General features: G+C 67.5%; 26 protein-coding genes and 1 tRNA gene. 11 read left to right on the top strand and 16 right to left on the bottom strand.

The annotated features are described in order from the left end of the window. Window positions 1-451: 451 nt before the first annotated feature. The gene (locus RIF23_RS20025) at window positions 452-1,909 is read right to left on the bottom strand and encodes an LCP family protein (protein ID WP_310914180.1); all 1,458 of its coding nucleotides are present in this window, start codon (window positions 1,907-1,909) and stop codon (window positions 452-454) included. 402 nt (window positions 1,910-2,311) lie between these two features. On the opposite strand from RIF23_RS20025, the gene RIF23_RS20020 reads away from it, so the two are divergent. Further along, the gene (locus RIF23_RS20020) at window positions 2,312-3,496 is read left to right on the top strand and encodes a low temperature requirement protein A (RefSeq protein ID WP_310914179.1); all 1,185 of its coding nucleotides are present in this window, start codon (window positions 2,312-2,314) and stop codon (window positions 3,494-3,496) included. 252 nt (window positions 3,497-3,748) lie between these two features. Here RIF23_RS20020 and RIF23_RS20015 read toward each other — a convergent pair whose 3' ends face one another. Further along, window positions 3,749-4,267 (bottom strand): MFS transporter, encoded by a 519-nt coding sequence (locus tag RIF23_RS20015; RefSeq protein WP_310914177.1) that lies wholly within the window; start codon window positions 4,265-4,267, stop codon window positions 3,749-3,751. Window positions 4,268-4,733: 466 nt separating this feature from the next. On the opposite strand from RIF23_RS20015, the gene RIF23_RS20010 reads away from it, so the two are divergent. Continuing rightward, entirely contained in the window at window positions 4,734-5,345 is a 612-nt protein-coding gene (locus RIF23_RS20010; RefSeq protein ID WP_310914176.1) for a TetR/AcrR family transcriptional regulator, read from the top strand. Window positions 5,346-5,553: 208 nt separating this feature from the next. On the opposite strand, the gene RIF23_RS20005 is transcribed toward RIF23_RS20010, so the two are convergent. From RIF23_RS20005 to nadD, 4 genes are all read right to left on the bottom strand, one after another. Next, window positions 5,554-5,629: transfer RNA gene (locus RIF23_RS20005), tRNA-Ala, on the bottom strand. A 114-nt stretch (window positions 5,630-5,743) separates the two neighbouring features. After that, window positions 5,744-6,379, bottom strand: a complete 636-nt coding sequence (locus tag RIF23_RS20000) for a histidine phosphatase family protein (protein WP_310914175.1) — start codon at window positions 6,377-6,379, stop codon at window positions 5,744-5,746. A gap of 96 nt (window positions 6,380-6,475) precedes the next feature. Continuing rightward, window positions 6,476-6,874: a ribosome silencing factor gene (gene rsfS, locus RIF23_RS19995; protein WP_310914174.1), complete on the bottom strand. Its 399-nt coding sequence runs from the start codon at window positions 6,872-6,874 to the stop codon at window positions 6,476-6,478. Then, window positions 6,871-7,527, bottom strand: a complete 657-nt coding sequence (nadD, locus tag RIF23_RS19990) for a nicotinate-nucleotide adenylyltransferase (protein WP_407659517.1) — start codon at window positions 7,525-7,527, stop codon at window positions 6,871-6,873. The genes rsfS and nadD overlap by 4 nt, the downstream gene beginning before the upstream one ends. Window positions 7,528-7,704: 177 nt before the next feature. On the opposite strand from nadD, the gene RIF23_RS19985 reads away from it, so the two are divergent. Then, window positions 7,705-8,760, top strand: a complete 1,056-nt coding sequence (locus tag RIF23_RS19985) for a M48 family metallopeptidase (RefSeq protein ID WP_310914173.1) — start codon at window positions 7,705-7,707, stop codon at window positions 8,758-8,760. A gap of 156 nt (window positions 8,761-8,916) precedes the next feature. Beyond that, window positions 8,917-9,633, top strand: a complete 717-nt coding sequence (locus RIF23_RS19980) for a hypothetical protein (RefSeq protein ID WP_310914172.1) — start codon at window positions 8,917-8,919, stop codon at window positions 9,631-9,633. Here the strand turns inward: RIF23_RS19980 and RIF23_RS19975 are convergent. From RIF23_RS19975 to RIF23_RS19965, 3 genes are all read right to left on the bottom strand, one after another. Continuing rightward, window positions 9,630-10,886 carry a glutamate-5-semialdehyde dehydrogenase gene (locus RIF23_RS19975; RefSeq protein ID WP_310914171.1) on the bottom strand — a complete coding sequence of 419 codons (1,257 nt, stop codon included), beginning with the start codon at window positions 10,884-10,886 and terminating at the stop codon, window positions 9,630-9,632. The genes RIF23_RS19980 and RIF23_RS19975 overlap by 4 nt on opposite strands. Window positions 10,887-10,974: 88 nt before the next feature. Then, a complete protein-coding gene (locus RIF23_RS19970; RefSeq protein WP_310914170.1) occupies window positions 10,975-11,232 on the bottom strand; it encodes a DUF397 domain-containing protein in 258 nt (85 codons plus the stop codon). A 7-nt stretch (window positions 11,233-11,239) separates the two neighbouring features. Further along, window positions 11,240-12,088 (bottom strand): helix-turn-helix domain-containing protein, encoded by an 849-nt coding sequence (locus RIF23_RS19965; protein ID WP_310914169.1) that lies wholly within the window; start codon window positions 12,086-12,088, stop codon window positions 11,240-11,242. A gap of 164 nt (window positions 12,089-12,252) precedes the next feature. Between RIF23_RS19965 and RIF23_RS19960 the strand changes: the two genes are divergently transcribed. Continuing rightward, window positions 12,253-12,564: a hypothetical protein gene (locus RIF23_RS19960; protein WP_310914168.1), complete on the top strand. Its 312-nt coding sequence runs from the start codon at window positions 12,253-12,255 to the stop codon at window positions 12,562-12,564. A gap of 128 nt (window positions 12,565-12,692) precedes the next feature. Here RIF23_RS19960 and RIF23_RS19955 read toward each other — a convergent pair whose 3' ends face one another. The 6 genes from RIF23_RS19955 to RIF23_RS19930 form a co-directional block, all read right to left on the bottom strand. After that, entirely contained in the window at window positions 12,693-13,850 is a 1,158-nt protein-coding gene (locus tag RIF23_RS19955; protein ID WP_310914167.1) for a PucR family transcriptional regulator, read from the bottom strand. A gap of 12 nt (window positions 13,851-13,862) precedes the next feature. Further along, complete coding sequence (locus RIF23_RS19950; RefSeq protein ID WP_310914166.1) at window positions 13,863-14,780, bottom strand: ABC transporter ATP-binding protein; 918 nt, start codon at window positions 14,778-14,780, stop codon at window positions 13,863-13,865. A 49-nt stretch (window positions 14,781-14,829) separates the two neighbouring features. Further along, complete coding sequence (locus tag RIF23_RS19945) at window positions 14,830-15,630, bottom strand: ABC transporter permease subunit (RefSeq protein WP_310914165.1); 801 nt, start codon at window positions 15,628-15,630, stop codon at window positions 14,830-14,832. Further along, window positions 15,608-16,621 (bottom strand): ABC transporter ATP-binding protein, encoded by a 1,014-nt coding sequence (locus tag RIF23_RS19940; RefSeq protein ID WP_310914164.1) that lies wholly within the window; start codon window positions 16,619-16,621, stop codon window positions 15,608-15,610. The genes RIF23_RS19945 and RIF23_RS19940 overlap by 23 nt, the downstream gene beginning before the upstream one ends. A 93-nt stretch (window positions 16,622-16,714) precedes the next feature. Continuing rightward, entirely contained in the window at window positions 16,715-18,184 is a 1,470-nt protein-coding gene (locus tag RIF23_RS19935; RefSeq protein ID WP_310914163.1) for a DUF6114 domain-containing protein, read from the bottom strand. A 1-nt stretch (window position 18,185) separates the two neighbouring features. Next, the gene (locus RIF23_RS19930; protein ID WP_310914162.1) at window positions 18,186-18,833 is read right to left on the bottom strand and encodes a DUF6230 family protein; all 648 of its coding nucleotides are present in this window, start codon (window positions 18,831-18,833) and stop codon (window positions 18,186-18,188) included. A 168-nt stretch (window positions 18,834-19,001) separates the two neighbouring features. On the opposite strand from RIF23_RS19930, the gene RIF23_RS19925 reads away from it, so the two are divergent. Next, entirely contained in the window at window positions 19,002-20,786 is a 1,785-nt protein-coding gene (locus RIF23_RS19925) for a GMC family oxidoreductase (protein WP_310914161.1), read from the top strand. 81 nt (window positions 20,787-20,867) lie between these two features. Here RIF23_RS19925 and RIF23_RS19920 read toward each other — a convergent pair whose 3' ends face one another. Then, window positions 20,868-21,635, bottom strand: a complete 768-nt coding sequence (locus tag RIF23_RS19920; protein WP_310914160.1) for a MerR family transcriptional regulator — start codon at window positions 21,633-21,635, stop codon at window positions 20,868-20,870. Window positions 21,636-21,900: 265 nt separating this feature from the next. On the opposite strand from RIF23_RS19920, the gene RIF23_RS19915 reads away from it, so the two are divergent. The 5 genes from RIF23_RS19915 to RIF23_RS19895 are packed head-to-tail and all read left to right on the top strand — an operon-like array spanning window position 21,901 to window position 26,571. Beyond that, a complete protein-coding gene (locus RIF23_RS19915; protein ID WP_310914159.1) occupies window positions 21,901-22,758 on the top strand; it encodes an SDR family NAD(P)-dependent oxidoreductase in 858 nt (285 codons plus the stop codon). Between the two features lie 10 nt (window positions 22,759-22,768). Continuing rightward, window positions 22,769-23,725, top strand: coding sequence for an AurF N-oxygenase family protein (locus RIF23_RS19910; RefSeq protein WP_310914158.1), 957 nt, complete (start codon window positions 22,769-22,771; stop codon window positions 23,723-23,725). Then, window positions 23,722-25,227, top strand: a complete 1,506-nt coding sequence (locus tag RIF23_RS19905; protein ID WP_310914157.1) for a flavin-containing monooxygenase — start codon at window positions 23,722-23,724, stop codon at window positions 25,225-25,227. The genes RIF23_RS19910 and RIF23_RS19905 overlap by 4 nt, the downstream gene beginning before the upstream one ends. After that, window positions 25,224-25,631, top strand: coding sequence for a DUF4873 domain-containing protein (locus RIF23_RS19900; protein WP_310914156.1), 408 nt, complete (start codon window positions 25,224-25,226; stop codon window positions 25,629-25,631). Before RIF23_RS19905 ends, RIF23_RS19900 begins: the two co-directional genes overlap by 4 nt. A gap of 19 nt (window positions 25,632-25,650) precedes the next feature. Then, window positions 25,651-26,571, top strand: coding sequence for an alpha/beta fold hydrolase (locus RIF23_RS19895; RefSeq protein WP_310914154.1), 921 nt, complete (start codon window positions 25,651-25,653; stop codon window positions 26,569-26,571). The last annotated feature ends 43 nt before the right edge of the window (window positions 26,572-26,614 follow it).

The raw sequence follows: 26,614 nt of genomic DNA, 5'->3' as shown, positions 1-26,614 counted from the left end.
CCCACCGCTGGCCGTCGTGCGGGGGAGCGCCCCCAGGGCGCGACGCCGCCGGCGGCCACCACGGCGCGCACGGCCAACCAACCACCGCCACCACAATCCCCTCAGGCACGGGGTGGCCTGCGGCTTCCTCGTACCGCCCGGTGCATCCCCACGGCGGGGACGCCGCATCCACCCCCCGCTGGCCGTCGTGCGGGGGAGCGGTGATCACGGGACACTTCCCGCCGCCCGGGGAGAGCGCACGGACCAACACAGCGGCCCGCGGGCATGGGGACGGAGGATGCCGAGAGTGTTCTGCCGGGCCGACTGGCTCTGCGCACGACGGCCAACGGTGGGGGGTGGCGGTGCGTGGTTCGCCCCCACGCCATGGTGGTTGTGGGCGGCGTCGGGCGTGGGGTGCCCTCGTGATGGGGGCGCCCCGTAGCGCCTGCCGGCACTCCCGAGAGCGGGCGATTCAGCCGCCCTGCGGATCCTCTTCTTCGGAGCTTCCGGTGTCTCCGGTACCGCCCAGGCCATCCGCACACGGATCGGCTTCGGCGGTGAAGTCCGCGTCGTCGACATCGGTGTCGGACACGTCCGGGACCAGTCCGGACCAAGCGGGCGTGAGGTACAGCTCCAGCGTGCCCTGCTGTTGTGGGGTTCCCGGTTCCAGTTGCACGTCTCCGTCGATCTCTTCGGCCAGGGCCTCGGCTGCCTGTGCGGCGCCCTCGCCGTGCCGGATCAGCACCGTTCCATCGCGGGGTTCGCCGGTGACTGTGTCCAGGACCGTAATCTCGCGCTCCCCCAGTGCATCCGCGACCTCGCCCGCGAGGCCATCGATTCGAGTGGAGTTGTAGACCACGACGGGCAGGGACTCAACGGCGTCGTCCCTCGCGTCGGCGGTGCTGTCCTCGTCATCGGCGGCCTCGGCGTCAGTGGCACCATCGGAGTCACCGTCGGAGTCCTGGTCAGGGACGGCTGTACCGTTGGCGATCGCCGTGAACAGGGCCTGGGACTCGTCCTCGATCCATTCCACCCGGTGCTCGTGCGTCTGCGACCATTCCCACGGCACGGTATAGAAACGGATGTCGCCGAGGTCAGCGTCGCGCATATCGTAGGCCATACCCGCCATCACGTCGACGGACAACCCGTCATCGGTTTCGAGGGCGTCGGTGACGGCCCCCAGCATGTCCATGGTGCGTTGTGGGTTACCGAGCACCTCCCGGCTCATCATCTCCTGCGCCAGCGCCCCGATGAACATCTGTTGGCGCTGCACGCGCCCCACGTCGGTTCCGTCGCCGATATTGTACCGGGCACGCACGAAGGCCAGGGCATCCTCACCGTCGAGGACCTGGTCACCGGCCGGCAGGTCCAGTTGGGCCCGCTCGTCGGACAGCGGCTCGGGCAGACACATGGGAACGCCGTCCACCGCGTCGACGATATCGCGGAAACCGACCATGTCCATCTTCACGAAGTGGTCCACGTGTATGTCGGTGAGTTGTTCGATGGTCCGCCAGACACAGGGTGGTCCACCGTTGCCGAGCGCCTCGTTGATCGGCCCCACGTAGGCGTCACTGCCGGAGAAGTCCTCCCACGGCTCGCAGGACGGCATCTGCACCACGGAGTCACGTGGGAAACTGACCAGAACGGCACTGTCCTGGTCCGGGTGGAAGTGCGCGAGGATAATGACGTTGGCACGCGCCCCCTCGGCGCGACCGTATTGGGCGTTTTCCCCGGTGCGTTCGTCGGAGCCGATGATCAGGACGTTGCGACTCTCGCCGTCGGTGGCGGGACGTGGACCGAGGATGTCGTCCTCCACGGCGGACTGGTTGATGTTTCCGTACACCTGCCAGTACATTCCGTAGGCAACAAGGGCCCCGGTGATGATGAGGGCCGTCACCGTCACAGATAGCGCCTTGATCGGACCGCTCACCGTGGCCGACTCCATTCCGCGCGAGGGAAACGACTGCGACGCCATCACGCAGCTCGCGATGCTGCTGATGGGGCGCCGGTGGAGCACGGTGTCGAGTCATCGACTCAGTGCACGACCGCGCCTGGGACACGCCGGATTCTAACGGAGGGCGAGAGGTGACGGACGCCCCCGGATCTGGAAGCCCGCCGTACCAGCGCCATTCGACCGTCACCCCCTCCGTGGGCACGACGTGGCCTTGTCGGCGCGTACATCCCTCGTTTCCCGAATGACACGAGTAGCATCGGGAGTGTTACATGCAGTCAACCCGATCGGATTCTGCGGGTTGACCCGGTCGATTCCGGCCACGCCTCGTGGTGCGGCCACGGCCACTGACTTTCGCCGCTGCAACCAGTCTCGGGGACGATGAACACCGCCGACCGTATTCCACCGTGGCGCGGGATCGCACGCCACAGCGGGCACCGCCGGTCCGAGGTTGGACCGATCGAGCTCTACTTCGATCTTGTCTACGTGTTCGCGATTATTCAGCTGTCCCATCTCCTGTTGGACCAGCTCACGTGGCGTGGTTTCGCGGAGACCGCGGTCGTGTTCGCGGCGCTCTGGTGGGGGTGGAACTACACAGCCTGGGCCATGAACTGGCTCAATCCGGCCAACAGCCGGGTCCAGCTGCTGAACGTGGTCCTGATGGTGGCCACACTGGGGATGGCGGTGTCTCTTCCGGAGGCGTTCGGTGACGCTGGGCTGCTGTTCGCTGGCTGCTTCGTGTTCATGGGGCTGGTGCGGCCACTGTTCATGATCGTCGGATTCTGGGGCCAGCAGCTGGCAGCCAACTACACGGCACTGCTGAGCTGGTCGGCTCTGGCCGGGGTGTTCTGGATCGCGGGGGCGGTTCTGCCCAGCGAGCTGCGACTGTGGCTGTGGCTCATCGCGGTCCTCATCGACTATGCGGCCCCGCTGGTGAACTTCCGAATACCCGGCCTGGTCAGCGCGCCGATGGAACGGTGGGACACCGATGCCGAACATCTGGCCGAGCGCAACCGCCTGGTGTTCATCATTGCCCTGGGCGAGTCCATCCTGCTGATGGGTGGGGCGGTTGCCGCCACGGAAATCCTGAACACCACCACTCTCCTGAGCTTGCTGCTGGGATTCGCCGGCCTGACGGTGCTGTGGTGGAACTATTTCGCGCTGGCGGGTCACGATGTCACCGGCGGCGAGGGGGGAACGGGGGCGCTGCGGTTCGCCTTCGCCTACGCCCATGCCCTGATGGTGTTCGGTGCGATTCTGGTGGCCGTGTCCATCGAGCTCCGCGTCACCCACGAGCATCTGAGCCTACCGATGATCCTCGTCACTGTGGGTGGTCCGCTGGTCTATCTGGCGGGGAACGTGCTGTTTCTCCGGTCACGCTTTGGCCGAATCGCCCGTTCCCGGTTCGTGGCCGCACTCGTCCTGGTCCTGATCGGGGCTATCGCCGCCGCTGCACGCGAGGACGTCTCCCCGGTTCTCCTCAGTCTGGCGGTACTCGCTGTCATGGCGACGCTGGCGGCCCTCACCGCCCGGTCGCGGGCACGGAGCACCGTCCTGGCCCGGTAACGGGCTGGTGAGCCGCGGTTTCGACGCAACGGAGCTCGGACAGCGAGCTGCGCACCGCATCACGTACCCGCCCTGTGCCGCGGCGGATGCACTGCCGGGGATGCGGGGTCTCCTGGCACCCCGGGCGGCGGTGCCTGCTCGGTGCCAGCTCAGCAGGGCACCGGACTGGTACTCGGTAACGCGGGTTTCGAAGACGTTCTCGTCTTCTCGACGTCCATGGCTACCGACAGCTGGGGAAAGGGTGCTGGGGAGTCATGATGGTGTATCGACCGGCGTTGGCGTATCGCCCTCCTCCTCGTGGGGTCCTTGGGCGTCGTCCCGCCGAACGAGCACGATGGTGACCAGCACCACGGCGAGACCGACCAGTGCCGCGCCTATAGCGGCGTAGGTTTGCAGTCCGGCAGCGACCGCGTGATGCACGGCGGTAAGTAGTTCCGGGCCTCCAGCACTGAGTTCCTGTGCGGTGGCGATCCCTTCGTGGACGCTGTTCAACGCACTGGTGGCGGCTGTATCGGATACTCCGGCGGGCATGCTCGCACTCAACGAGGCCCGATAGACCGTCATTCCGACCGCGCCGCCGGCGGCGATGCCGAGGGCTGTGCCGAGTTCCCCGCCGACTTCCTGTGCCGCGGCCGCCGAGCCGGTCTTCTCCGCCGGTGCGCTGGAGACAATCAGATCCACGACCAGGGCCATCGCTACACCGTGTCCCAGCCCGACCACCGAGATTCCGGCGATGATGAGCAGCAGCGTAGTGTCGGGGCTGGTGGCCACCGTGAGTAGCGCTGCTCCGCTTGCTCCGCAAGGCGACCTGGTCGGGCGGTAGGGCGTGTTCGTCGTTGCCCATCAGCACCACGGTTAGCGCCTGTTCGGCCTGGTCATCAACGGCCAACTCGATGTCGAGCCTGCACGGGTCCGCTCGGCCGTCCACGCCCCAGGAGTAGGCCCGAACCGGTCCGTGCGGGTGCCGCCGACCATCAGTAGTACCCGCTACTGGCGGAGCGTTGGATGTCGCGGGTTGGGGGATCGAGTTCACCGGTTGGTTGCTTCATCAGTAATCAGGGACTCCGCTCAAATTAAGTTACGTATCGTATCGTAAAGTTCAAGTAGCAACGCCAGCAACCATGCATTCCGTTGCGAAACGCAACAGTTCGGTACGCTTGCGTCCATGACAGAGCTGCCACGTCCAGAGCCACGGGGTGCTGCTGGTCGTCCTAGGGATCAGCACATCGATGAAGCTGTGCTCACCGCGACGCTGGCCATCCTGGATACGGACGGTTATGGGGGGCTCTCGTTCGAGGCGGTTGCCCGCCGCGCCGGCACGTCCCGGCCGGCGATCTATCGGCGCTGGTCCGGGCGCGCGCCGTTGGTGCTGGCCGCTATCGCCCAGCGACTCGACATTCCGGAGCCGCCAGATACCGGATGCACTCTGTGCGACATTGGCGAGAGCTTCGGCGTCTTCCTGACCGCCTATCGCTCCATTCGTCCGGAGGTCCTCAGCGCGCTGTATGCCGAATGCGCCCCTGATCCGGAGCTACGCACCCGCTACCTGCAAACCCTCGTGGAACCCGCTCGAACAGCGGTGGGATGCGCCCTGGACCGCGCCATCGCCAAGGGTGATCTCCGGTCCAGCATCGACAGAAACCTGCTGCTGGACCTGGTCGGCTCCCTGGTGCACTACCGCGCCATGTTCGGTCCCGAACACCTCGGTGATACGGAAGCCGAGCACGCGATCGAGATGCTGTTGCAGGGGGCGGCTGTGGACTACGGTGCCCTGCTGGCACACAGCGAGGCGCTGAAACAACAGCACATCGGTGGCTCCGGCAACCATCACGTCCACATAGCGCAGTAGTGCCCCGAGAACGGCAACGCCACGAGTGCCGAAGGTCAGGGCGTGATCGTCGACTGGCGACTCGGCTGCGCTACACCAGGGTCAATATCGGGAAAGACCGGGAAGCTGCGGCGTTCGCCCGCTCGGTGGCCGGCCCGGCAGGCACCGAGGCTGCGATTCGAGCGAAACCTGGCAATCACCAAATGCAGGCTCGCATGCTGTCCGTACGTGGTGGAGCTATGGGGATTCGAACCCCAGACCTCCTCCATGCCATGGAGGCGCGCTACCAACTGCGCCATAGCCCCGCGGTAACTTCGGGGCCGCTGTGCTTCTGCGGCGTCCCGATGACCAGGTGCCACGATATCGGAAACTCGGGCGTTCGTCGAAACGAGCCGTGGCGCCGCGCTGTCGGCCGGCACTCACTGGTCGTCGCTGAGGACCCGGACTTCCGGAAGGGTGGCTGCGTTGTGTTCAACCAGGCACCAGTGTCCTTCGGGGCGTGGCTCCAGGACAGACCAGGAGCAGTTACCCAGGGGGCCGAGCATGCGCAGGGACTGCGGGGGCAGCCCGAGAAGCTGGGTAATTCCGGCGCGGAGGGCGGCGCCGTGGCTGACAATGACGAGGGTTGCGCGGTCGGGGAGTTCGGTGACGGCGCGCCGAACCACGTCGGTGATCCGGGAGCCCACCGTCTCGAGGTCCTCGCCTTCGGGGATTTCCCACCGTTCGTACTCGTCGGGCCAACGGCGCATGATTTCGCCCCGGGTGAGCCCTTCCCAGACGCCACCGGCACGTTCCCGGAGGCCCTTGTCCAGGGTGACGGTCTGTCCGGTTCGGCGTGCGAGCGCGGCGGCGGTGGCGGTGGCCCGGCTCAGGTCCGAGGAGAGGATGGCGTCGGGCTCCAGGGCGGCCAGCAGTTCGGCGGCCTGCTCGGCCTGGCGCAGACCGATGTCGTTCAGCGGAATGTCGGTGTGCCCTTGGAACCGACGTTCGGCGTTCCATTGGGTCTGGCCGTGCCGCCAGCACACGACCCGCCGGATGCGCACGGGGTCAGGCATGTCGGCGCTCCGGCTGGAGTGGCCGGCGGGTCGAGGTCGTTCTCGCCGCGTCTGCGGGAGCAGGTTCGCGGACGCCGCCGACCCGTGGGGTGGTGTTCACGCCTGCACGTCCTCGGGGTGCCTGGCCATGCCCTGGGCTTCTCCGGGCAGTTCCACTCGCGGGCAGTCCTTCCACAACCGTTCCAGCGAGTAGTAGTCACGGTCCTCTTCGTGCTGAATGTGCACGATGACGTCACCGTAGTCGAGGAGGACCCAGCGGCTCTCCTGCTCCCCTTCCCGCCGGACGGGTTTGGCTCCGACATGACGCATGTGTTCCTCGACCTCGTCCACGATCGCGCGGACCTGCCGATCGTTGGGTGCCGAGCACAACACGAAGGCGTCGGTGATGACCAACTGCTCGCTGACATCGTAGGCGACGATGTCCTGGGCGACCTTCTCAGCCGCGGCTCCGGCGGCGACACGGACCAGTTCGATGGCCCTTTCCGTGGCGGTCACGACGTTGTTGCTGCCTCTCTCTCGCCTGTCCGCGGCTCGCGGTAGAGCCCGGTCTTGTTGATGTACTGCACAATACCGTCCGGAACGAGGTACCAGATGGGTTCGCCGGCGCTCACCCGGCTGCGGCATTCGCTGGACGAGATCGCCAGGGCGGGGATCTCCACCAGGCTGACCTTACCGTCCGGCAACCCCGGGTCACTGAGCTTGTGGCCGGGGCGGTTACAGCCTACGAAATGCGCGAGTTCGAACAGTTCCTCGGCGTCCCGCCACCCCAGGATGGCGCCCAGAGCGTCGGCACCGGTGATGAAGTACAGGTCGATGTCACTGCCGTAACTGGCTCGCAGTTCACGCAGGGTGTCGATGGTGTAGGTGGGGCCGGAGCGGTCCATCTCGATCCGGCTTACCCCGAATCTGGGATTGGATGCGGTGGCGATGACCGTCATGAGGTAGCGATGCTCCGCCGGGGTCACCTGTTTCCCCTGCTTCTGCCACGGCTGTCCGGTCGGCACGAACACGACCTCGTCGAGCCCGAACAGATGGGCGACTTCACTGCCGGCCACGAGGTGCCCGTGGTGGATCGGATCGAATGTTCCGCCCATGATGCCGACACGGTGCCGTGGCGCCTCTCGGTCGTGGGTCGCCTGCGCTTCCACTCGTCCCCCTCACTTGTACCGCAGTCGGTGGACCGGTTCCGGCTGCCCGATCCTCCAGCTTCGCTTGAGCCTAACCATCCCCCCGCACCCAGCCGGAACACGAGGAACGAGAATCGCGTCATATCTCGTCTGTGGGAACCGTGGCGTCGTCCGGTAGGTGGCGCATAGCATGCCGACATGGCCACTTCACCGGATCGCAGCCGTATCCGCCTCACCAACATCTCTTCCCGCGCCTACGAGCACCCGGCGGACCGGGGCGCGCTGACTGCGCTGCGGTCCATGAAAGGGTTCGACGAAGTCGTCAAACGATTCTTCGGCATGGTGAACATGCGCTCGTTGCGGCTGATGCACCTCGCCACGGCCGTCCGCGTGGACGAGCGGCAGTTCCCGGACGTGTACAACTACGTGCGGGACGCGGCCTACACCCTCGACCTGCCCGAGGTCCCGGAGCTGTACGTGCGCCAGGACCCCAAGCCCAATGCGATGGCGATCGGGTACAACAAACCGTTCATCGTCATGACCACGGGCCTGTTCGACCTGCTGGACCCCGAGGAGCAGCGGTTCGTGGTGGGCCACGAGGTCGGGCACATTCTCAGTGGGCATGCCCTGTACCGCACCATGCTGCTCTGGCTGATCAATCTGGCCTCACGGATCGCCTGGATCCCGCTGGGCTACGTGGCTGTCGGCGCGATCATCGCCGCGCTGGAAGAGTGGCACCGCAAGTCGGAGCTCTCCTGTGACCGGGCCGGGACTCTGGCCTGCCAGGATCCGGAAGCGGCCAAGCGCGCCCTGATGAAGATCGCGGGCGGCTCCCGGCTGGCGGAGATGAACACCGACGCGATGCTGGAGCAGGCCCGGGAGTACGACGCCGGTGGGGACGCGCTGGACAGCGTCATCAAGCTACTTCAGGTCTTTGGACACTCGCACCCCTTCGCTGTTGTGCGGCTGGCCGAACTGCACCGATGGGTGGAGGAGGGCGAGTACCAGCGCATCCTGGACGGACAGTACCCGCGGCGTGACGAGGACTCGGAAGCCTCCATCGGCGAAGAGGCCCGCAACGCGGCCAACTCCTACCGGGAGTCCTGGGAGCGCAGCGAGGACCCGCTACTGGGAACACTGAAGGATATGGCGGGCTCGGCTGCCGACACCGGCGGCAAAATCTTCGACAACATCGCCGAGCGCTGGCGCGGTACCGGCCGACAGGACCGCGACGGCTCCTCGTCCAACAGCTGAGTCGCGCATCCGAACCACCGAGGCCCGCCCCCACCACGAGCGGGGGCGGGATCCCGGGGTGCTCGCACCGGAGGGGCGGCGACGAAGCCGAGCCTGCGCACCCGCGGCCCCGAAGCCCCCATAGGCTGCCACACCACGTGGAGAGACCGATTCGACATGGACACCCTCGTCGGAATCGTCGTACTGCTCGTGCTGGGTCCGGTGGGGCTGTGGATGCTGCTGCGCCCGCACAGCTACCTGGCCGCCCTTTCGCACCGGCGGCTGGAGCCACGCTCCGAAAGCAGCCCCACGCTCACCCGCATCATGGGTGGAGTAGCCGTGGTCATCAGCCTGGTCGGGCTGTCGCTGGCAGTACTCGGCCCACGTTGGGACCAACAGCGCGCGGACGCCGAGGAGCTGGCCGAGGACCACTGGGGGCACCGGCTGGGTGACTCGAGCAGTGGTCTGCGCCTCGACGATGCCGAACTACGGCACACCCCCACAGTTCCGGAGTCCGGCCTCCAGCGGATCGCGGGTTATGTGATCGTCGACCATGACGCCACGGAACCGTCCTATCTGTGGGATCCACGCCTTGGCGACGCGCCGGCGGATCCGGCCACCCTGGTGTTCGGGGTCAGTGTGGAGCCTCGGTGCCGGGTCGAGTTTCTGGTTGCGGAGCGTTCCGACGACGACGCCACCGGACTGCACGTGGGAGCGCAGGCCAGCCCGATCCCCGACGTGGATGGTGCGACGCCACCGGACTGCGACTCGGGTTCCTGGAACAGGCCACCCGAGCTCCTCCTGTTCGCGGTGGCCGCGGACCGTGACGTGGTCGAGGCCCCGGTACTGGTCGACGCCAGCACCGGGGCTCCGATCGAACGTCGGGACCACTAACGCACGTGCCCGTCCCCGGTGACCACGTACTTGGTGGAGGTCATTTCCGGCAGGCCCATGGGACCGCGCGCGTGCAGCTTCTGCGTGGAAATGCCGATCTCCGCGCCGAACCCGAACTCGCCCCCGTCGGTGAACCGGGTGGAGGCGTTCACCAGCACCGCCGCAGAGTCCACTCGGGACACGAATCGCCGCGCGGCGGCCTGGGAGTCGGTCACGATCGCCTCGGTGTGCGCGGTGGAGTAACGGCGAATGTGCGCAACCGCCTCGTCCAGGGAGTCCACAACCCGGACCGCGATGTCGTGGGCGAGGTACTCGGTGCTCCAGTCGTCTTCGGTAGCGGGAACGGCGGTGGTCACCAGGGGGGTAACCCGCTCGTCACCGTGCAGGACCACACCGCGCTCGATCAGTTCCGCCGCCACCCGGGGGAGGAACTTCTCGGCGATGTCGGCGTGCACCAGCAGCGTCTCCGCAGCGTTGCACACCGATACCCGGTGTGTTTTGGCGTTGACGGTGATGTCGGTGGCCTTGTCGAGGTCAGCGGCGGCATCCACGTACACGTGGCAGTTGCCCTCACCGGTCTCGATCACCGGAACCGTGGATTCGCGCACCACGGTTTGGATCAGTGACGCCCCGCCCCGGGGGATGAGCACATCGACAAGACCGCGGGCGCGCATCAGCGCCTGCGCGGAGTCGCGGCCCGAGCCCGGCACCAGCTGTACCGCGTCCTGCGGCACCGCGGTGTCGGTGAGGGCGGCGCGCAGCACCTCGACGATGGCGCTGTTGGAGGTGAAGGCCGAGGAGGAACCCCGCAGCAACGCCGCGTTGCCACTCTTGAGGCACAGCGCCGCGGCGTCGGCAGTGACGTTGGGACGCCCCTCGTAGATAATGCCCACCACGCCGAGGGGAACCCGTAGCTGACGCAGCTCCAGACCGTTGGGCAGGGAAGACCCGCGGACCACCTCACCCACGGGGTCCGGGAGCTTGGCGATCTCCCGCACGGCCTCGGCGATCTCCACCACCCGCGCCGGGGTGAGGGTGAGCCGGTCCACCATGGCTTGGGGTTGGCCGTCGGCCTGTGCTCGTTCAACGTCGGTGGCGTTCGCGGAGACGATTTCGGCCGCGCGCAGCTCCAGCGCCTCGGCCATGGCGTGTAGCGCGGAATCCTTGGCGTCGCGGGTCAGTGGTGCCAGCTCTGCGGCGGCCTCCCGGGAGCGCTCCGCAACCGCATGAACCTCCTGCTCGGTGTCTGTCATCGTGGTTCGGCTTCCTGAATCGACACTGGACCTGGATAGCCCAGCCTACGCGGACAGCCCCGCCGCGCGCGGGATCCGGAATCTCCAATCACGGCGGATCGGCATCCAGGACGCCTCCCTTGAGCGTGGCGAGGAAAGACACCCAGGCATCCGCCGGCACAGCCACATGCCCCGCCTCCGGGTGCTTGGAATCCCGCAGTGCCACGCCGGTGGGCAGACCGGCGACCTCGACACAGTTGTCGTGGGAGTCCGAGTACGAGGACTTGCGGAAGCTCAACACCGGGGCGACCTCCACGCAATTCTCCTGCGAGCTGGAGTACGAGGACTTGTGGAAGTAGAGGTACATGGTGGACTCACTCGGTCAGCTCATCGGCGGCGGTAGTGATGAGCGCGAGGGAGCGTTCCGGACTGAGCGCCACCCCCTGCACCGCATCAAATATCAGGGTATAGCGGTCCACATAGTCGGTATCCTCCACATACAGGGACTCCACCGCGTTCGAGAGCGAGACGATACCCGGTTCCGGCCGCGGGAAGTCGATCAGGCTAAATGCTCCCGATACTGCGGCATGTGTGCCGACTTCGTTCGGCACGACCAGCACGGTCACCTTGTAGTGCGCGGCCATGCCTGCCAGGAAGCGCAGTTGCTCGGCCATGATCGCCCGGGAGCCGGCCACCTTGCGTAGCGCGGCCTCGTCGACCACCGCGGTCAGGTGCGGCCCGTCCGGCGCGTCCAGAACCCTCCGGCGGGCCATTCGGGACTCCACCTTGCGGGAGATGTCCGCCTCGGCTACCACCTGGCCACCCCGAAACACCGCCGCAGCGTACTCCGGCGTCTGCAACAGGCCGGGAATCAGCAGTGCCTCGTAGGACCGAATCCGTACCGCCTCGGCCTCGAACTCCGGGAGTGGACCGACAAACAAGTCCTGGTATTGGTGCCAGTCGCTGCGCCCGCGAGCCTCTGCCACCAAGCCCAACAGGTGCTCGCGGTCGCTTCCCTGCACCCTGTACAGGTCCAGCATCGCGGCGACCTCGTCCCGCTTCGGCCGCTTCCACTCATTGCGCTCGATCCAGGTCACCTTGCCCGGCGACCAACCCAGCTGCTCGGCTGCCTCCGCAGAAGTCCACCCGGCATCGACACGGATCTTGCGCAATGCCGCGGAGAGTCGTCGTCTGCGGACCCCGGGGCTGTGCCGGTCAGCCACTGACCACCTCCTCGTTCATCCTGCGCCGATCGTACTGTGACGCCACAACCAACACTTTTCTTGTGCACTAAGAAATAATCCTTGAAATCTTGATGCATCAATATAATACTGAGAGTCCACCCCGGCACTCCCAGTAGTGCTCCCTCCTCAGTCAAGGAGTTCCGATGGCCTCCAGCCTTGCCCTGTCCATCACGTTGCTTCAGGTCGTCCAGGGCGGCACTCCCGAGGACGATCCCGCCCTGGGATTCCAACTGACCGACCTACCGGACCCCAGCCGACTCTCGATGCTGGGATCGCGGTGTGCCTGCGAGCGCACCGCCCTGTTCCACCAGCTGTGGGAGGTGATCAGCCAACACGACCGCTTCTCTCCCAACACCGACATCTGGTTGCGCACTGTTGACCCGGACAATGTCCCCCCGCTGCCGCCCGGCGCGCGACTGCTGGACCAGCACACCGTGATGTTCGGTGTCGACTGAGTGCCCCACCCACAGCCGCACCGCGGCCCCTCCCCGCGGTGCCCGTTCGCCTGCGGCTCGCGCCGTCGTCGGCCAGACGGCCGGGACGCGGGGATCCCGTTCCCCTGAGGACAGTCGCCGTGTCCCCGTCACTGCTCCTCAGGCCAGCCCAACAGCTGCGCACCGACAACGGCGGTTTCCAGGGTGAAGCGCTGGGTGGAGTCGGTCGGGGTGTATCCGGTCAGGCGACGCACGCGCTCCAGCCGGTAGGTTACGGTGCGCACACTCACGTGCAGCCGGCGGGCGACCGCAGTACTGTTGCCGTGGCAGGCGAAGAACGCACGCAGAGTGGCCAGCAGCGGTTCGGCACCACCACGCGCCTCGCACAGTGGCCCCAACACTGTTGTCACCAGATCGGTGATGGCTGCGCGATCCCGGAGCAGCACGGGGAACACCAAGAGTTCGGCGGCGTCCACCACCCGGGCAGGCAGCTCCAGCCGCTCGGCGATGTCGATGGCGTCGGTGGCCTCAGTAACCGAGCGCGCCACTCCACTGGGCCCGGGGTGGGGTCGGCCGATACCCACCCGCCAGGCGGATGCCTCGGTGAGCACGGAGCGCAGACGATGCGTGAACTGCCCCGTTGCCGCCGTCAACGCCCCCGGGACGACGCAGACCAGTTTCCCCTCCCGCACCGCCAACAGAATGTTGCGGGTGCCGTAGCGACCCACCAGGTCACGCTCGACACTGCGGACCCGCGGATCATCGGGAGAGAACGGTGGTTGGGCGCGGGCGACCGAAGCGCGATGCTGCGTGGCCAGCCGCAGTCCGAAACGCTCCGCGCGGGAGGCCAGTTCCCCCTCGTCTCCGCGTCCGTAGAGGAGATCGTCCAGGAACTCCTGGCGGGCGGTCTCGGCCACGGCGGCAATGTCCGCGCCAGCCCCCTCGTAGCCTGCGCAGGCCGCACCGGTGGCCCGCCGTAGTGCCGTGAGGGCTGCCGCGGTCGCGCTCCGGGCCTGGGTGGCGGTGGCTGCGTCGCTGATTCCGGGGAGCTGGTCCCAACCGATTTCGGCTGCGTGCAGGTAGAGGTCGAGCAGGGTCCGCAGGGAATGCCCGTTTTCGGCGGCGCGTGCCCCCTGTGTCCGATGGTGGTCCAGCTCCGTCGAGGTGGGCTGGCGTCCGCTACGGCTCGCCGCAGCGAGTATCTCCACAAGTCCGGCCAGATACTCGGCGGGCATTCCGCCGCGTCGGCTCGCCTCGGTGGCGACTGCGGCACCGTCCAGGCCATCCGCCGTGTCATCGCTGGTCACGAGGTTCATGCCTCAGTCGGTCGGCTCGGGAACGGGGTCGTTGCCCTCATCGGTGTAATAGGCGAGGAAGATCTCCTCCAGGTCGGGTTCGAAACTCACGAACTCCACCACGGTGAACTCCGCCGCGGCCTTGATCAGCGCGTCTGGTCGCCCGTCCAGGACGCAGCGCACCAGGGTTCCCTCCACGCGCACATCGCGCACCCCGTCCAGATTCGCGAAGTGCTCGGGCGGGACCGGTGCGTCGAAGTGTACTTCCACCCGGCGCACCGCCCGTTCCCGCAACGCCGCAACCTCGTCGACCGCGACCACGTGTCCCGCACGGACGATGCCGATCCGGTCGGCGATCTGGCGCACCTCCGCCAAAAGGTGCGAGGACAGGAACACGGTCTGCCCACAGGCACGGACTTCCCGCACCAGCGAGAGGAAGTTCTGCTGCATCAGTGGATCGAGGCCGGTGGTTGGTTCGTCGAGGATCAGCAGTTCGGGATCGTGCATGAAAGCCTGCACAATCCCGAGTTTCTGTCGGTTGCCCCGGGACATCGCCCCGAGGCGTTGGCTGGGGTCCAGTTCGAAACGCTCGGTCAGCTCCTCGATCCGCCGCCGTGTGACGCCACCGCGCGCCTCGGCAAGGTAGCGCAGCAGCTCGCTGCCGCGCTCCTGGCGCCCGGGCTGGTAGTCACCGGGGAGGTAACCCACCCGCTGGCGGACTGCTGCCCCCGCGGATCGGGGATCACGGCCGAGCACCCGTAGGTGGCCGCTGCTGGGGCGGAGCAGGTCCAGCAGCAGCCGGATGGTTGTGGTTTTCCCGGCCCCGTTGGGGCCGAGAAAGCCGAACACCTCCCCACTGTGCACCGAAAGACTGATCTGGGAGATACCTCGACGAGCCCCGTAGTGCTTGGTGAGGTGTTCGGTCTCGATCACTGTGGACACGTCGCCTACCTTCGCCTCGTGGTCACTCCCGGCATATGTGGAGCGGCGGTCACACTCCGATGTCGCGACGTTCGAATGTCACGGTCGCGGCGACCGCCAGGATGATGATCACACCGAGCAGCACCGCATAGGAGCCGAGCGGGATCCCGTCCCGTAGTGGGTCCGCGTCCAGGTAGTAGTGGAACGGCGAGGCCCACCGCAGCGGCTCGACCAGTTCGGCGCCGGCATCGGAGAGGACGTGCACAAGGTAGGTGCCCACGGCCACGGCACCGGTGACCGTGAGCCCCAGCCCGCGGCTCCCGCTGAGCCCGCCCACGGCCACGGTGAGGGTGCCGAACAGCAGGGCGAGCAGACCCACCCCCACGCTGATCGCGACAATGTTGCCGAGCGCCACCCCCATGTCGAGCCCCACCGCGAAGGCCAGGACGATAGCGCACAGGACCGCGGTCAGGTAGACGACTTCGATCGTGAGGGCCGCGAGGCGTTCGTGCACGTAGCGTTGGCGGCTGATGGGCAGGGCCAACAGTTGGTCCAGTCGACCCGATTCCTCCGGCACGGCGATGGCACGGTTACCGAGAACCACCGCATAGACCACCAGCAGCAGGGGACCGTAGAGGTTGAAGACCATGGACTCCAGGAAGCCCGCGCCGGTGAACAGCTCCTGCATGCCCATGGCGGTGCGCATTCCCTCGGGGATGACCTCCAGCATCTCCTCGGCACCGGCCGTGTCCTCGGCGAACTCCGAGTAGAACGGCAGGTACACGAGCAGGAAGGCGGCCACCCCAACGGTCCAACCGAGGATCGCGCGGCGGTCGTCACGCAGGGCCTTACGTAGCAGGGTCAGCCGCATGATCGCTCTCCTCGGAGTAGTGGCGCAGGAACATTTCTTCCAGATCGGGTTCGGTGCTGAGCAGGTCGACGACGGTGAACCGGGCGGCCGTACGCACCAGTTCGTCCAGGGGACCGTCCACCACGCAGCGGACCACCGAGCCCTCCACGGAGAGCTCACGCACCCCGGCAAGTCCGGTGAAGGCCGCCGTGGGTACGGGACCGTCGAAACGGATGTGGACGCGCCGGGGTGTGTGGTGCAACAGCTGTGCGACCGGCTCCACCGTGACGAGACGGCCGTCCTTGATGATGCCGACGCGGTCGGCGACCTGCTGCACCTCGTCGAGGACATGTGAGGACATGAACACGGTCTGTCCCGCCTCCCGGGCCTCCCGCACCATGGCCAGAAAGGTCTGCTGCACCAGCGGATCCAGACCACTGGTGGGCTCGTCGAGGATCAGCAACTCCGGCGCGTACATGAACGCCTGGACCAGTCCCACCTTCTGGCGGTTGCCCTTGGACAGGCCACGTACCTTGCGGTCCAGGTCCAGTCCCACACGTTCGGCGAGGTCGGTAATCCGTTGGTGGGGAACCCCACCGTGCACCTGGGCGAAGAACTCCAGCAGGTTCCGGGCCCGTTCCCGCCCCACATCGGGCAGCTCGCCGGGCAGGTATCCGATACGGCTGCGTACCGCCACACCGTCCCGGTGCACGTCCAGCCCGAAGATGGTGGCCTGGCCGGCCGTGGGCCGCAGGAGGTCGAGCAGCAATCGGATCGTTGTGGTCTTCCCGGCACCGTTGGGTCCGAGGAAACCGAACACCTCCCCACGTTCGATCTCCATGGTGACGTCACTGATCCCGCGAAACCGGCCATAGGACTTACCGAGTCCCGAGGTCCGTACCACCGCGCTCATGAGGTCATTCCCGTTCTCCTGTCCGAACTGGCTGTACTCTCCAGCCTCGGCACCAGGACCGGGGCCGTGCCAGGGTCGCTCTCGGACAACTTCACCCACCGGCACTTTCCGGAACCGGGCAAGAACGTGGCTGGGCGCCGGAGGAGCGGTGCTGGCTGCTCCGGCGCCCACGGTGGCCGACTCGGCGAGGAATCAGTTCTGGTCGCGGAAGTCCTGTCCGAGGCTGTCGATGTGCAGGTTCGCGGACTCGGCCAGCGGCTGGTCCACCTCGACATCGGTCACTGGCGTGATCGGCAGCAGGAGGGGCGGTGGAAAGTCCGGGGTGAAGGTGATGGGAATCCCCAGGATGCGCACCCGCATCCGCGTGGCGAACAGCACCACGTCATCGCGCATCCGCATGTCCGGAAGCGCCATCGTAGACCGGGACCCCCGGTCCTCGAACCAGAGATCCGCACGGGTGAAGTTCGCACGGTTCATGCTCAGCTGGAGGTACCGCTGTGGGCCGTCACTCGTGGTGCACTCCACCACTCCCTCGAACCGCGGACCGTACATGGTGAGCCGATCCGCCGTCATTCCGGTGGGACTGGCCGTGGGGGGAAAGCAGGCCTCCTCCGAGCGGGTGGGAACCTCGGGCAGCTCCCCCTCCTCCTCAGCCGCCTGGCACGCTGCCACAGCCTCGGCGAGCTCCTCCTCATCCTCGGCGACCGCGTCCTCCCCGACGGCGAGGACACACTCCTCGGCGTCCGCGTCGTCGTCGCTGTCCTCGTCGTCCTCGGCGTCCTCGTCGTCGCTGTCGTCGCCATCGTCGTCGTCCGGCTCCGTCTCGTCCTCCGTGTCCCCGTCTCCGGGACTGGGGCCACCTCCGGTTCCGGAACCGTCCTCGTCATCCGTGCCCCCGATCCCACCGCTGGGGCTGGAGGTGGGCGACGGGGATTCCGCTGGCGACTCGGACTCCGCAACAGGCTCGTCGCTCTCGGTGGAATCAGAGGGGATCAGCCAGTCCCACCAGTTGGAGCGGTCAACGGGAACCGCCAGCAGCACCAGTGCCAGGGGCAGCGCAATCGCAACGCGGTAGTCCACGCGGTCGCTGGCCGTATCCCCGGCGGGGTCCTCCGGGCTCTCTGGCCCCGACGCGGACGATCCTTCCGTATCGGACTCCGTCGCGGAGGTCGTGTCGGTTTCGCTGCGGGTGGCGGGGGTGTCCCGCCTACGTGCGAAACGTTCGCGGAGGCGATGCCACCGGGGCGTGCCGGGCTCGGTGGCATCGCGGACGGGGATGGACTCCGACCAGGCGAAAACGAGTGCCCCTCCGACGATTCCGAGGAGCATCCCGATGACGAAGCCACCGAAGTTCGAGGTGACAAAGGAGGTGAGGGCAAGCAGAGTACCCGCGATTCCGAAGAAGGCGTGTTGCGCGGGCTGGAGCCACGCGAGCGCGCCCACCACGATGAGGAGGCCACCGATGAGGTAGCCGGAGACTCCCGCGATCCCGGCGTAAATGATGAGGTCCACCGGGAGGATGAGGCGCTGTGCCGTGGGCACCACGAGGATCTCCACACCGGCGAGGATCAGCAACAGCCCACCCCAGAACGGGCGGCTGCGCCGCCAGGCCCGGAACTGGAGCCGTCCTGCACCCAGCCAGGACATCAGTTGCGATCCCATGTCAGTCACACTCGTGCACGCCGGGCCGGATCGACATGTTGAGTCCGGTGAGGTTCAGGCTGCCGGAGGTCACGGACCAGGTGGAGACGTTGAGGTTGTCGACCACGATCGTGTCCGACTGCAACCCGAAGTTCCCCACCGGCCCCTGGGCGCCGTCCGCCTTGTCCAGGGTGCTGGCGTCCCGTCCGATCTGGATGTTGGAGAAGTCGGCGTCGCCGGACATCTCCTCCATGTCGAGGGTCAGCGAACTTCCCTGCACCGGCTCGTTCTCGCCCGCGGTGATGATCAGCGAGGCGTCCCCGATGGCGAGATCCCACTGCGCCGAGAGACACATGTTGTCCAGCTCGGCGGAGTCCACGTGGGCGAGCCCGACCGGGCGGGAACTGTCGTCGGCCGAGGTTGCCACGTCTCCGTACTGGGCGAAGCCCTGTCCGTCGAGTTGGTCCGCAGTGAGTTGGAAGTTGTCGCCGGACACCGCGAAGGACGCCGCGAGCAGGCCCTGTGTGGTCATCAGCCCCATCACTCCGGCGGCCAGGAAGCCGGGCACGGCCAGCATCGCGAACTTGCTCCAGCGGGTACCGGCGGTGGGGGCGGCCGCCGTCGCCGCTGCGGTCGGCGACGTGGATCCGGTGAGGTCAGAGGGGGACATCGCTGCCTCCTGCATTGTCAACGCGCACCAGCGGTGGCGGGGGAGGGGCTTGCGTTCGGAACGTACTCATGTGTTGCATGAACCACATCTACTCATGAGTAGTTACGGATACTACAATAACTAATGTCACATTCATAGATGTCACACTTCACAGGAAGAGTTGGGTCCGTGGCAAGCGATACCCCCCCGAGAGGCACTGACAGCCCCGACCGCCACGACTACGACGTACTCGTGGTCGGCTCCGGGTTCGGCGGCGCCGTGAGCGCCATGCGACTGACCGAGAAGGGATATCGGGTCGGTGTCCTGGAAGCGGGCCGCCGATTCACGCCCGAGACGATGCCCGAAACCTCGTGGGACCTACGCAGCTTCCTGTGGGCTCCCCAGTTGGGTATGTACGGGATGCAGCGCATCCATCTGCTGCGGGACGTCCTCATCCTGGCCGGAGCCGGAGTTGGGGGTGGGTCGCTGAACTATGCGAACACGCTGTACTACCCCATGGACGCTTTCTTCAACGATGCGCAGTGGCGCGACATCACGGACTGGAAGGCCGAGCTGGACCCGTTCTACAACCAGGCCCAGCGCATGCTCGGTGTGCGCACCAACCCCACGACCACTCCCGCTGACCGACATATGCGCCGCGTGGCCGCGACCATGGGCGTGGAACACACATTCCGACCCACCCAGGTGGGAGTGTGCTTCGGCGACGGTGCGGACGGGGACGGCAGCGGCACCGCGGCGCCCGGCACGCCGGTGGGTGATCCGTACTTCGGGGGTGCGGGGCCACAGCGTCGCGCCTGCACCGAGTGTGGGGAGTGCATGACCGGATGTCGCCACGGCGCGAAGAACACGCTCACGGAAAACTATCTGTACTTCGCCGAACGTGACGGCGCTGTCATCCACCCCATGACCACCGTCGAACGGATCCGTGAGCTCGACGGTGGGGGCTACGCGGTGGACACTCTCGTCACGGGCGCACGACGTCACCGCCGCAACGCCCGCACCTTCACCGCCAGCCAGGTGGTGGTGGCCGCCGGGGCCTACGGCACCCAGAACCTGCTGCACCGCATGCGCGACCGGGGGCTGCTCCCCCGGATCTCCGCGCGGCTGGGCACCCTCACCCGCACCAACTCCGAGGCCCTCGTCGGCGCCATGAGCAGGCATGTTCCGCCTCCGGAGGACCTCACACACGGCGTGGCGATCACCTCGTCCTTCTATCCGAACGAGTACACACATATCGAGCCGGTGCGCTACGGCAAGGGATCCAACTCCATGGGGCTGTTGACCACGCTCCAGGTCCCCGGAGGGGGCCGTATCCCGCGGTGGCTCCGGTGGTTGGGCTATGCCCTCCGGGACCCCTACACCTTCGGGCGCAGCCTCTCGGTCCGCCGGTTCTCCGAGCGCACCCTGATCGGCCTGGTGATGCAGTCGCAGGACAACTCGCTGACCACCAGCCTGACCCGGGGGCTCTCGGGCAAAGCCAAGCTCACCTCGCGCCAGGGGCACGGGGAACCCAACCCCACCTGGATTCCCGAGGGCCAGCGCGCCGCAGAGCTGATGGCCCAACAGATCGACGGGCACGCCGGCGGAACGATCGGCGACGTGTTCGACATCCCCATGACGGCACACTTCCTCGGGGGGTGCCCCATCGGCAGTAGCCCGGAACACGGCGTGGTGGACCCCTACCACCGGCTGTACGGCCATCCCGGGATCCACGTGGTGGATGGTTCATCGGTCAGTGCCAATCTCGGGGTGAACCCGTCGCTGACCATCACGGCCCAGGCCGAGCGCGCGATGTCGCTGTGGCCGAACAAGGGGGACGCCGATCCCCGGCCCCAACCGGGAAGCGACTACGAGCGCGTGGCGCCGGTCGCCCCGCGGCGTCCGGCAGTCCCGGCAGGGGCCTTCGCGGAGCTTCGGTTCACGACCCCGCTGTCGATCCATCCCGCGGGGTAGCCTGTCCCGGCCCCCGCCGCCACTGCGGTCAAAGCCGGCAGTGGCGGCGGGACTGCCTGTGGTCAGGGCAGGCGGGACCGGTCACGCAGAACGGCTATCCCGGTCCTGTTCGGCCCGAAGAAGCTCCATCACCTCGGCGAAGTGCGCACCCATCACCTCGTCCAGATGCCGGGCCATGGACTTGGCCAACATAGCGTCCACCGCCTGCTGGGCCAGGGGACGCAGCCGCCGCACCAGCTCGGCTGCGGCGGGAACATCCTCCCCGGAAATCATGCCGTTGGGGGCGTGCTTGGTGAGAATGTGCTCGGAGACGGTGCCCACGAGGTCCGCGGCGAGGGTGTCCACCTGCCGGCCCAGCCGTTCGGCGATGTCCAGAACCGTGGCCAGGCTCATCCCGGCCGACACAAGCTCGGCTCCGGCGTGCAGCAGCCGGGGACTCGGAACCCGGAAACGGTCCCCGTCCTCCTCCAACAGCCCCAGGCGAATCGCGCGCGCCGTGTTCTCCGGCGTCACCTCATCCCCGTAGAGCTCCTGCAAGCCCGCGACGTCGATGTGGGAGGGAACCTCATCGGTCCAGGGGTCGCCGATCACCGACTCCAACCCCAGAACGTCGTTGAGATCCCCGCCGCGCTCCCAGGCTTCCACGAGTTCCGCAATGTTGGCGAAGGTGTAGCCACGCTGGAGCAGGTGACCGATCATGCGCAGCCGCACGAGATGGGCCTCGGAGTAGATTCCGACCCGCCCCTCCCGGCGCGGCGGGGCGAGCAGGCCCCGGTCCTGGTACACCCGCACATTGCGCACCGTGGTTCCGGCGAGTCGAGCGAGCTCATCGATGCGGTACTCGGCCATATCTCCCAAGCCTAGGCTCTTGCCAACACAGTGCGGGGCACGCGGAGGCTATCGAAGTCGCGACCGGTCGTTCCACCGACCTCCACACTCCGGCTGCCGCCCACAGGACACCGGTTCGGGCCTCCCGGTCCCCCGGCCTACGAGGGCGTCCACGCACCTCGTGGCCCACCCCCTTCTTACTGAGCAGTAATTTCTCCTTCGTTTCCCATTGCATTGTGACAATGATCGTTGTTAATTTTTGGACATCAACTGTGCAGGAGGTCACATGCCCGATCCCCACCGCCCACCGCGCCGGCTGCGCAGCCTGCCCGGACAGACCGCGCTGGTCACCGGCGCCTCGGGTGCCTTCGGCAGCGCCACCATGGCCCTGCTACGACAGCTCGGTGTCACCGCGGTCGGACTCGACAACCAGCCCGGGCCGGGCGTGATCGAGTGCGACATCACCGACGAGGACCAGGTGAAGCGCGCCGTCGGTGACGCCCTCCCGCGTCTGGGTAACCGCCTGGACATCCTGATCCACTACGCCGGGATCGGACCGGCGGTCGACATCGGCGCCATGCCGGACGCGGCGGCCCGCCAGACGATGGAGGTCAACCTGCTGGGCGCCTGGCGGGTCACCTCCGCCGCCCTGCCCGCCCTCCAGGAAGCGCGGGGCCGCGTGATTCTCACCGCCTCCCTCCTGTCCGGCATCTCCCTACCGTTCGCGGGTGCCTACACCGTGTCCAAACGAGCACTCACCGCCTACGCCGACATGCTGCGGGTGGAGTACGGCACCCACATCGACGTCACCTCGGTGTACCCCGGATACGTCGACACGGCCATCCACGACCGTTCCCGCGCCGCCGGGGTTGCCCTCGACGGCCTGGTTCCCGCCGAGGAGGTCCGGGACACGGTGCTGACCGTGCTGCGCACCGCGGCCGCCCGCCGCCCGCCCCGCGACACCGCCAGCACCGGCCTCGGCAACCTCGGACTGCGGGTCAGCCGCCACACACCGCGCGCCGTCGAACGTGTGGTGCAACTCCAGGTGGCCGCCCTCGCCCAGACCCGACACTTCGGGGACGCCCCCATAGCCCACGGCCTGTATCACCGGCACGACGACGCTCGCCAGCCCATCGCGCGGTAAGGAGAGACCGATGACCACAACCGCCCCCACATCCGCCCCCACCCCGACCGACCGCGAGGACATCGCCAAGCGACTGCTGCGCTCCTCCGCCAAGGCCTCCTTCGACCCCGTCATCGAGGTGGACTGGGACGCCCCGCTGGACCGGGACAAGTGGGCGATCCGCCCGGAGCGGATCTCGCTGTACGGCACCGAGCTCTGGGAACGCATGACCGAGGAGCAGCGCAAGGAGCTGAGCCGCCTCGAGGTCGCCAGCATCGCCACAATCGGGATCTGGTTCGAGACCATCCTCATGCAGATGCTGGTTCGCCACGCCTACGACCGTGACCCCGCCACGAACCACGTACAGTACGCCTACACCGAGATCGCCGACGAGTGCCGGCACACCGTAATGTTCGCCAAGATGATCGGCAAGCTCGGGTCCGAGGCCCACCGCCTTGACCCCGTGGCCCACAACCTCGGTCGACTGTTCAAGACCATCGCGCACGGTCCACTGATCTTCGCGGGAGCCCTGTTCGTCGAGGAGGTCCTCGACCAGATCCAGCGCGAGGCCATCAACGACGAACAGATCGAGCCCGTGGTCCGCTCGGTGTCACGCATCCACGTGGTCGAAGAGGCCCGGCACATGCGCTACGCACGCGAGGAGTTCCAGCGGGACTGGGCCCAGCGCGGCGTCGTGCAGCGTGCCTACAGCCGCCTGCTGCTCGGGCTGGTCTCCTACTACTCCGCGACCCGGCTGATCAATCCCGTGGTCTACGAGAAGGTGGGGCTGGATCGGCGCGAGGCCAAGCGTGCCGCCCGCCGCAACCCCAACTGGATCGACACCAAGACCTGGGCGGCCCGCAAGGTGGTGGCCACCCTCAACCAGGCGGGTGCGATCCGCGGTCCGGGTAAGTTCTTCTGGCGGCGTGCCGGCCTCCTGGGCCGCCCCGGTGCCCCCGCGACGGCGCTCGGCGGAGGCGCCAAGTGACCAGTCAGCCCACCGAAACCCCCCATTTCCGGGTGGCCATCGTCGGCACCGGATTCGCCGGAATCGGCATGGCCACCCGGCTCAAGCGAGCCGGAGTTGACGACCTCGTCGTCCTGGAACGCGCGGATGACGTCGGAGGCACGTGGCGCGACAACACCTACCCCGGTGCGGCGTGTGACGTCCCCTCCCACCTGTACTCGCTGTCCTTCGCGCCCAACCCGTACTGGAGCCGCAGCTTCTCGCCGCAGCCGGAGATCTGGGACTACCTGGTACGGGTCGCCAAGGACGAGGATGTGATGCGCCACATCCGCTTCGGGCACGAGGTGCAGGAGGCCCGCTGGGTCGAGCAGGCCAACCACTGGCACATCCGCACACCCATGGGTGAACTCACCGCCCAGTTCCTCATCAGCGGGGCGGGGGCACTCGCCGACCCGGCGCTGCCGGACATCCCCGGGCTCACCGAATTCGACGGCCCGGTGTTCCACTCCGCCCGCTGGGATCACAGCATCAGCATGCGGGGCCGCAGGGTGGCGGTCATCGGTACCGGTGCCTCTGCGATCCAGTTCGTCCCCGAGATCCAACCCCAGGTGGACCAACTGCGGGTCTTCCAGCGAACCCCGCCCTGGGTGATCCCCCGGCATGACCGCAACATCACCCGGGTCGAAAGCTGGCTGTACCGGAATGTTCCCGGTGCACAGCAGCTCGCGCGCAGCAGCATCTACTGCGCCCGGGAGAACTACGTCGTCGGGTTCGCCAAGTACCCCAAAGTACTCAAGGGGGTGGAGGCACTCGCGAAGTTCAACATGCACCGGCACATCACCTCGCCGCAGCTGCGGGCGAAGCTCACCCCGAACTATCGGGCCGGCTGCAAACGCATCCTGCTGTCCAACGACTACTACCCGGCGCTGGCTCAGCCCAACACCGAGGTGATCACCGAGGGCATCACCGAGGTCCGACCGCACGCGGTCGTGACGCGGGACGCCGCCGGTGTCGAACACGAGCACCCGGTCGACACGATCATTCTGGGGACCGGCTTCCAGGTCACCGACCCTCCCATTGCCGAACGCGTCATCGGCCCGGACGGGACCCGCCTCAGCGAGCAGTGGGGCGAGGATGCCCAGGCCTTCCGGGGCACCACGGTGTCCGGATACCCCAATCTCTTCCTGCTGTTGGGCCCGAACACCGGGCTGGGACACACCTCGCAGGTGTTCATGATCGAATCCCAGATCAACTACACGATGCAGGCACTCAAACACCTGCACGACACCCGCACTGATCGGCTGGAGGTCCGGGCGGACGCCCAACGCCGATACAACGAGCGGATCCAGGAGAACATGCGGGGCACCGTGTGGACCTCCGGTGGTTGCGACAGCTGGTACCTGAACTCCCAGGGCCGCAACACCACCCTCTGGCCCACCTTCACCTGGCGGTTCGCCCTGGAAACCCGCCGCTTCGACGAACACAACTACCGAGTGAACAGACGAGAGGACATGGTGGCGTGAACGCGCACGAGGAACACGGCGATCACGACGCGGAGGAGTTCCGGGGCACCCTGACCGTCACGTTCGTGCCGTCCGCCACCGGTGCCGCGGCGGCCTCGCAGACGGACGGCCCCGCCGCCGAGCCCCCCACGGCTCCTGCCCCGGTGGCCGTGGCCGCGCATGTCGCCGGCAACTTCGACCCCCTGACCGGGGGGTACCGCTGGGTCGGACGTCTGGCCCCACACGAGGACCTGAAACACGCCTTCGAGGCCGGGTGGACCGAGGTCACCCTGGAAACCCCGGACGGCGATGTCGGACACGGGACCCTGCGTGAGGCCAATCTGTGGGGCGGATACCGGGTCACCGGAACCGGAAGCCCCCCGTTTCCCGTCCCGGAGATCGTCCTCGACGGGGAGACCTCCTAAGCGGCATGGAAGGATCACCATGGCTACCACCCACCTGACCGAACCGCGCCGCACCCAGGTGCGCTCGGCAGACGGCACCCGGATCAACGTGGAGGTCCGCGGACCCGACGACGGCACCACCGTCGTGCTCGCCCACTGCTGGGCGACCTCGCTGGACAGCTGGGCCCCGGTCGTGCGCCAACTGCCCCCGGACCTGCGGGTTGTTCTCTACGACCAGCGTGGCCACGGCCGTAGTGAGCACCCACCGGCGAGCGGATACCACACCACGGCACTCGCCGACGACCTCTGCGCGGTCCTCGACGAGACCACGAACGAACCGGCCATCGTGTGCGGCCACAGCATCGGTGGTATGAGCATCATGGCGGCGGCTCCCCGCCCCGCCTTCCGCACGCGGGTCGCCGCGGCGCTCCTGGCCAACACCGGATGCACCAACCTCACCGGCCAGTCCAACGCCCTGCCCGTACCCAAAGCGCTCTCCCGGGGCGCCGCCGCTGCCTTCCTCCGCGCGCCGGCCCCGCTGGGACCAGCCAACCCGGTCACCGCCGCCGCCCTGCGGCACATGACCATGGGGCCAGCGGCCAGCCCGGAGGCCGTACGTGCCTGCGCCCAGCTGGTCCACCGCTGCTCCGCCCTCCCCCGCGCCCGGTGGGGACATGTCCTGTCCACACTGGAGCTCAGTGACCAGGTGCGGGAGCTGACCGTGCCGACCATGGTGCTATCCGGCAACGCGGACCGGTTCACCCCGCCATGGCACGCCCGCCGCCTGGCGGAACTGCTCCCGCACCTTCTCGGGGTCGTCCACGTGCCCGATATCGGGCATATGGGCCCCCTCGAGGCCCCCGCAGAGTTGGCTCGGGTCATCAACCAACTCGCCACAACACACACACCGTCCCGCAATGGGACAGCGAGCGCGGCGCCCGAAACCGAGCGGGCCGCATAGCTCTCGTCCAGCCGGCCGGGGGGGGGGGGGGGCCCCCCGCCCC

Origin of the sequence: Lipingzhangella rawalii (assembly GCF_031628175.1) — a bacterium.
Lineage (GTDB): Bacteria > Actinomycetota > Actinomycetes > Streptosporangiales > Streptosporangiaceae > Lipingzhangella_A > Lipingzhangella_A rawalii.
This window is presented reverse-complemented; position numbering and strand designations above follow the sequence as displayed.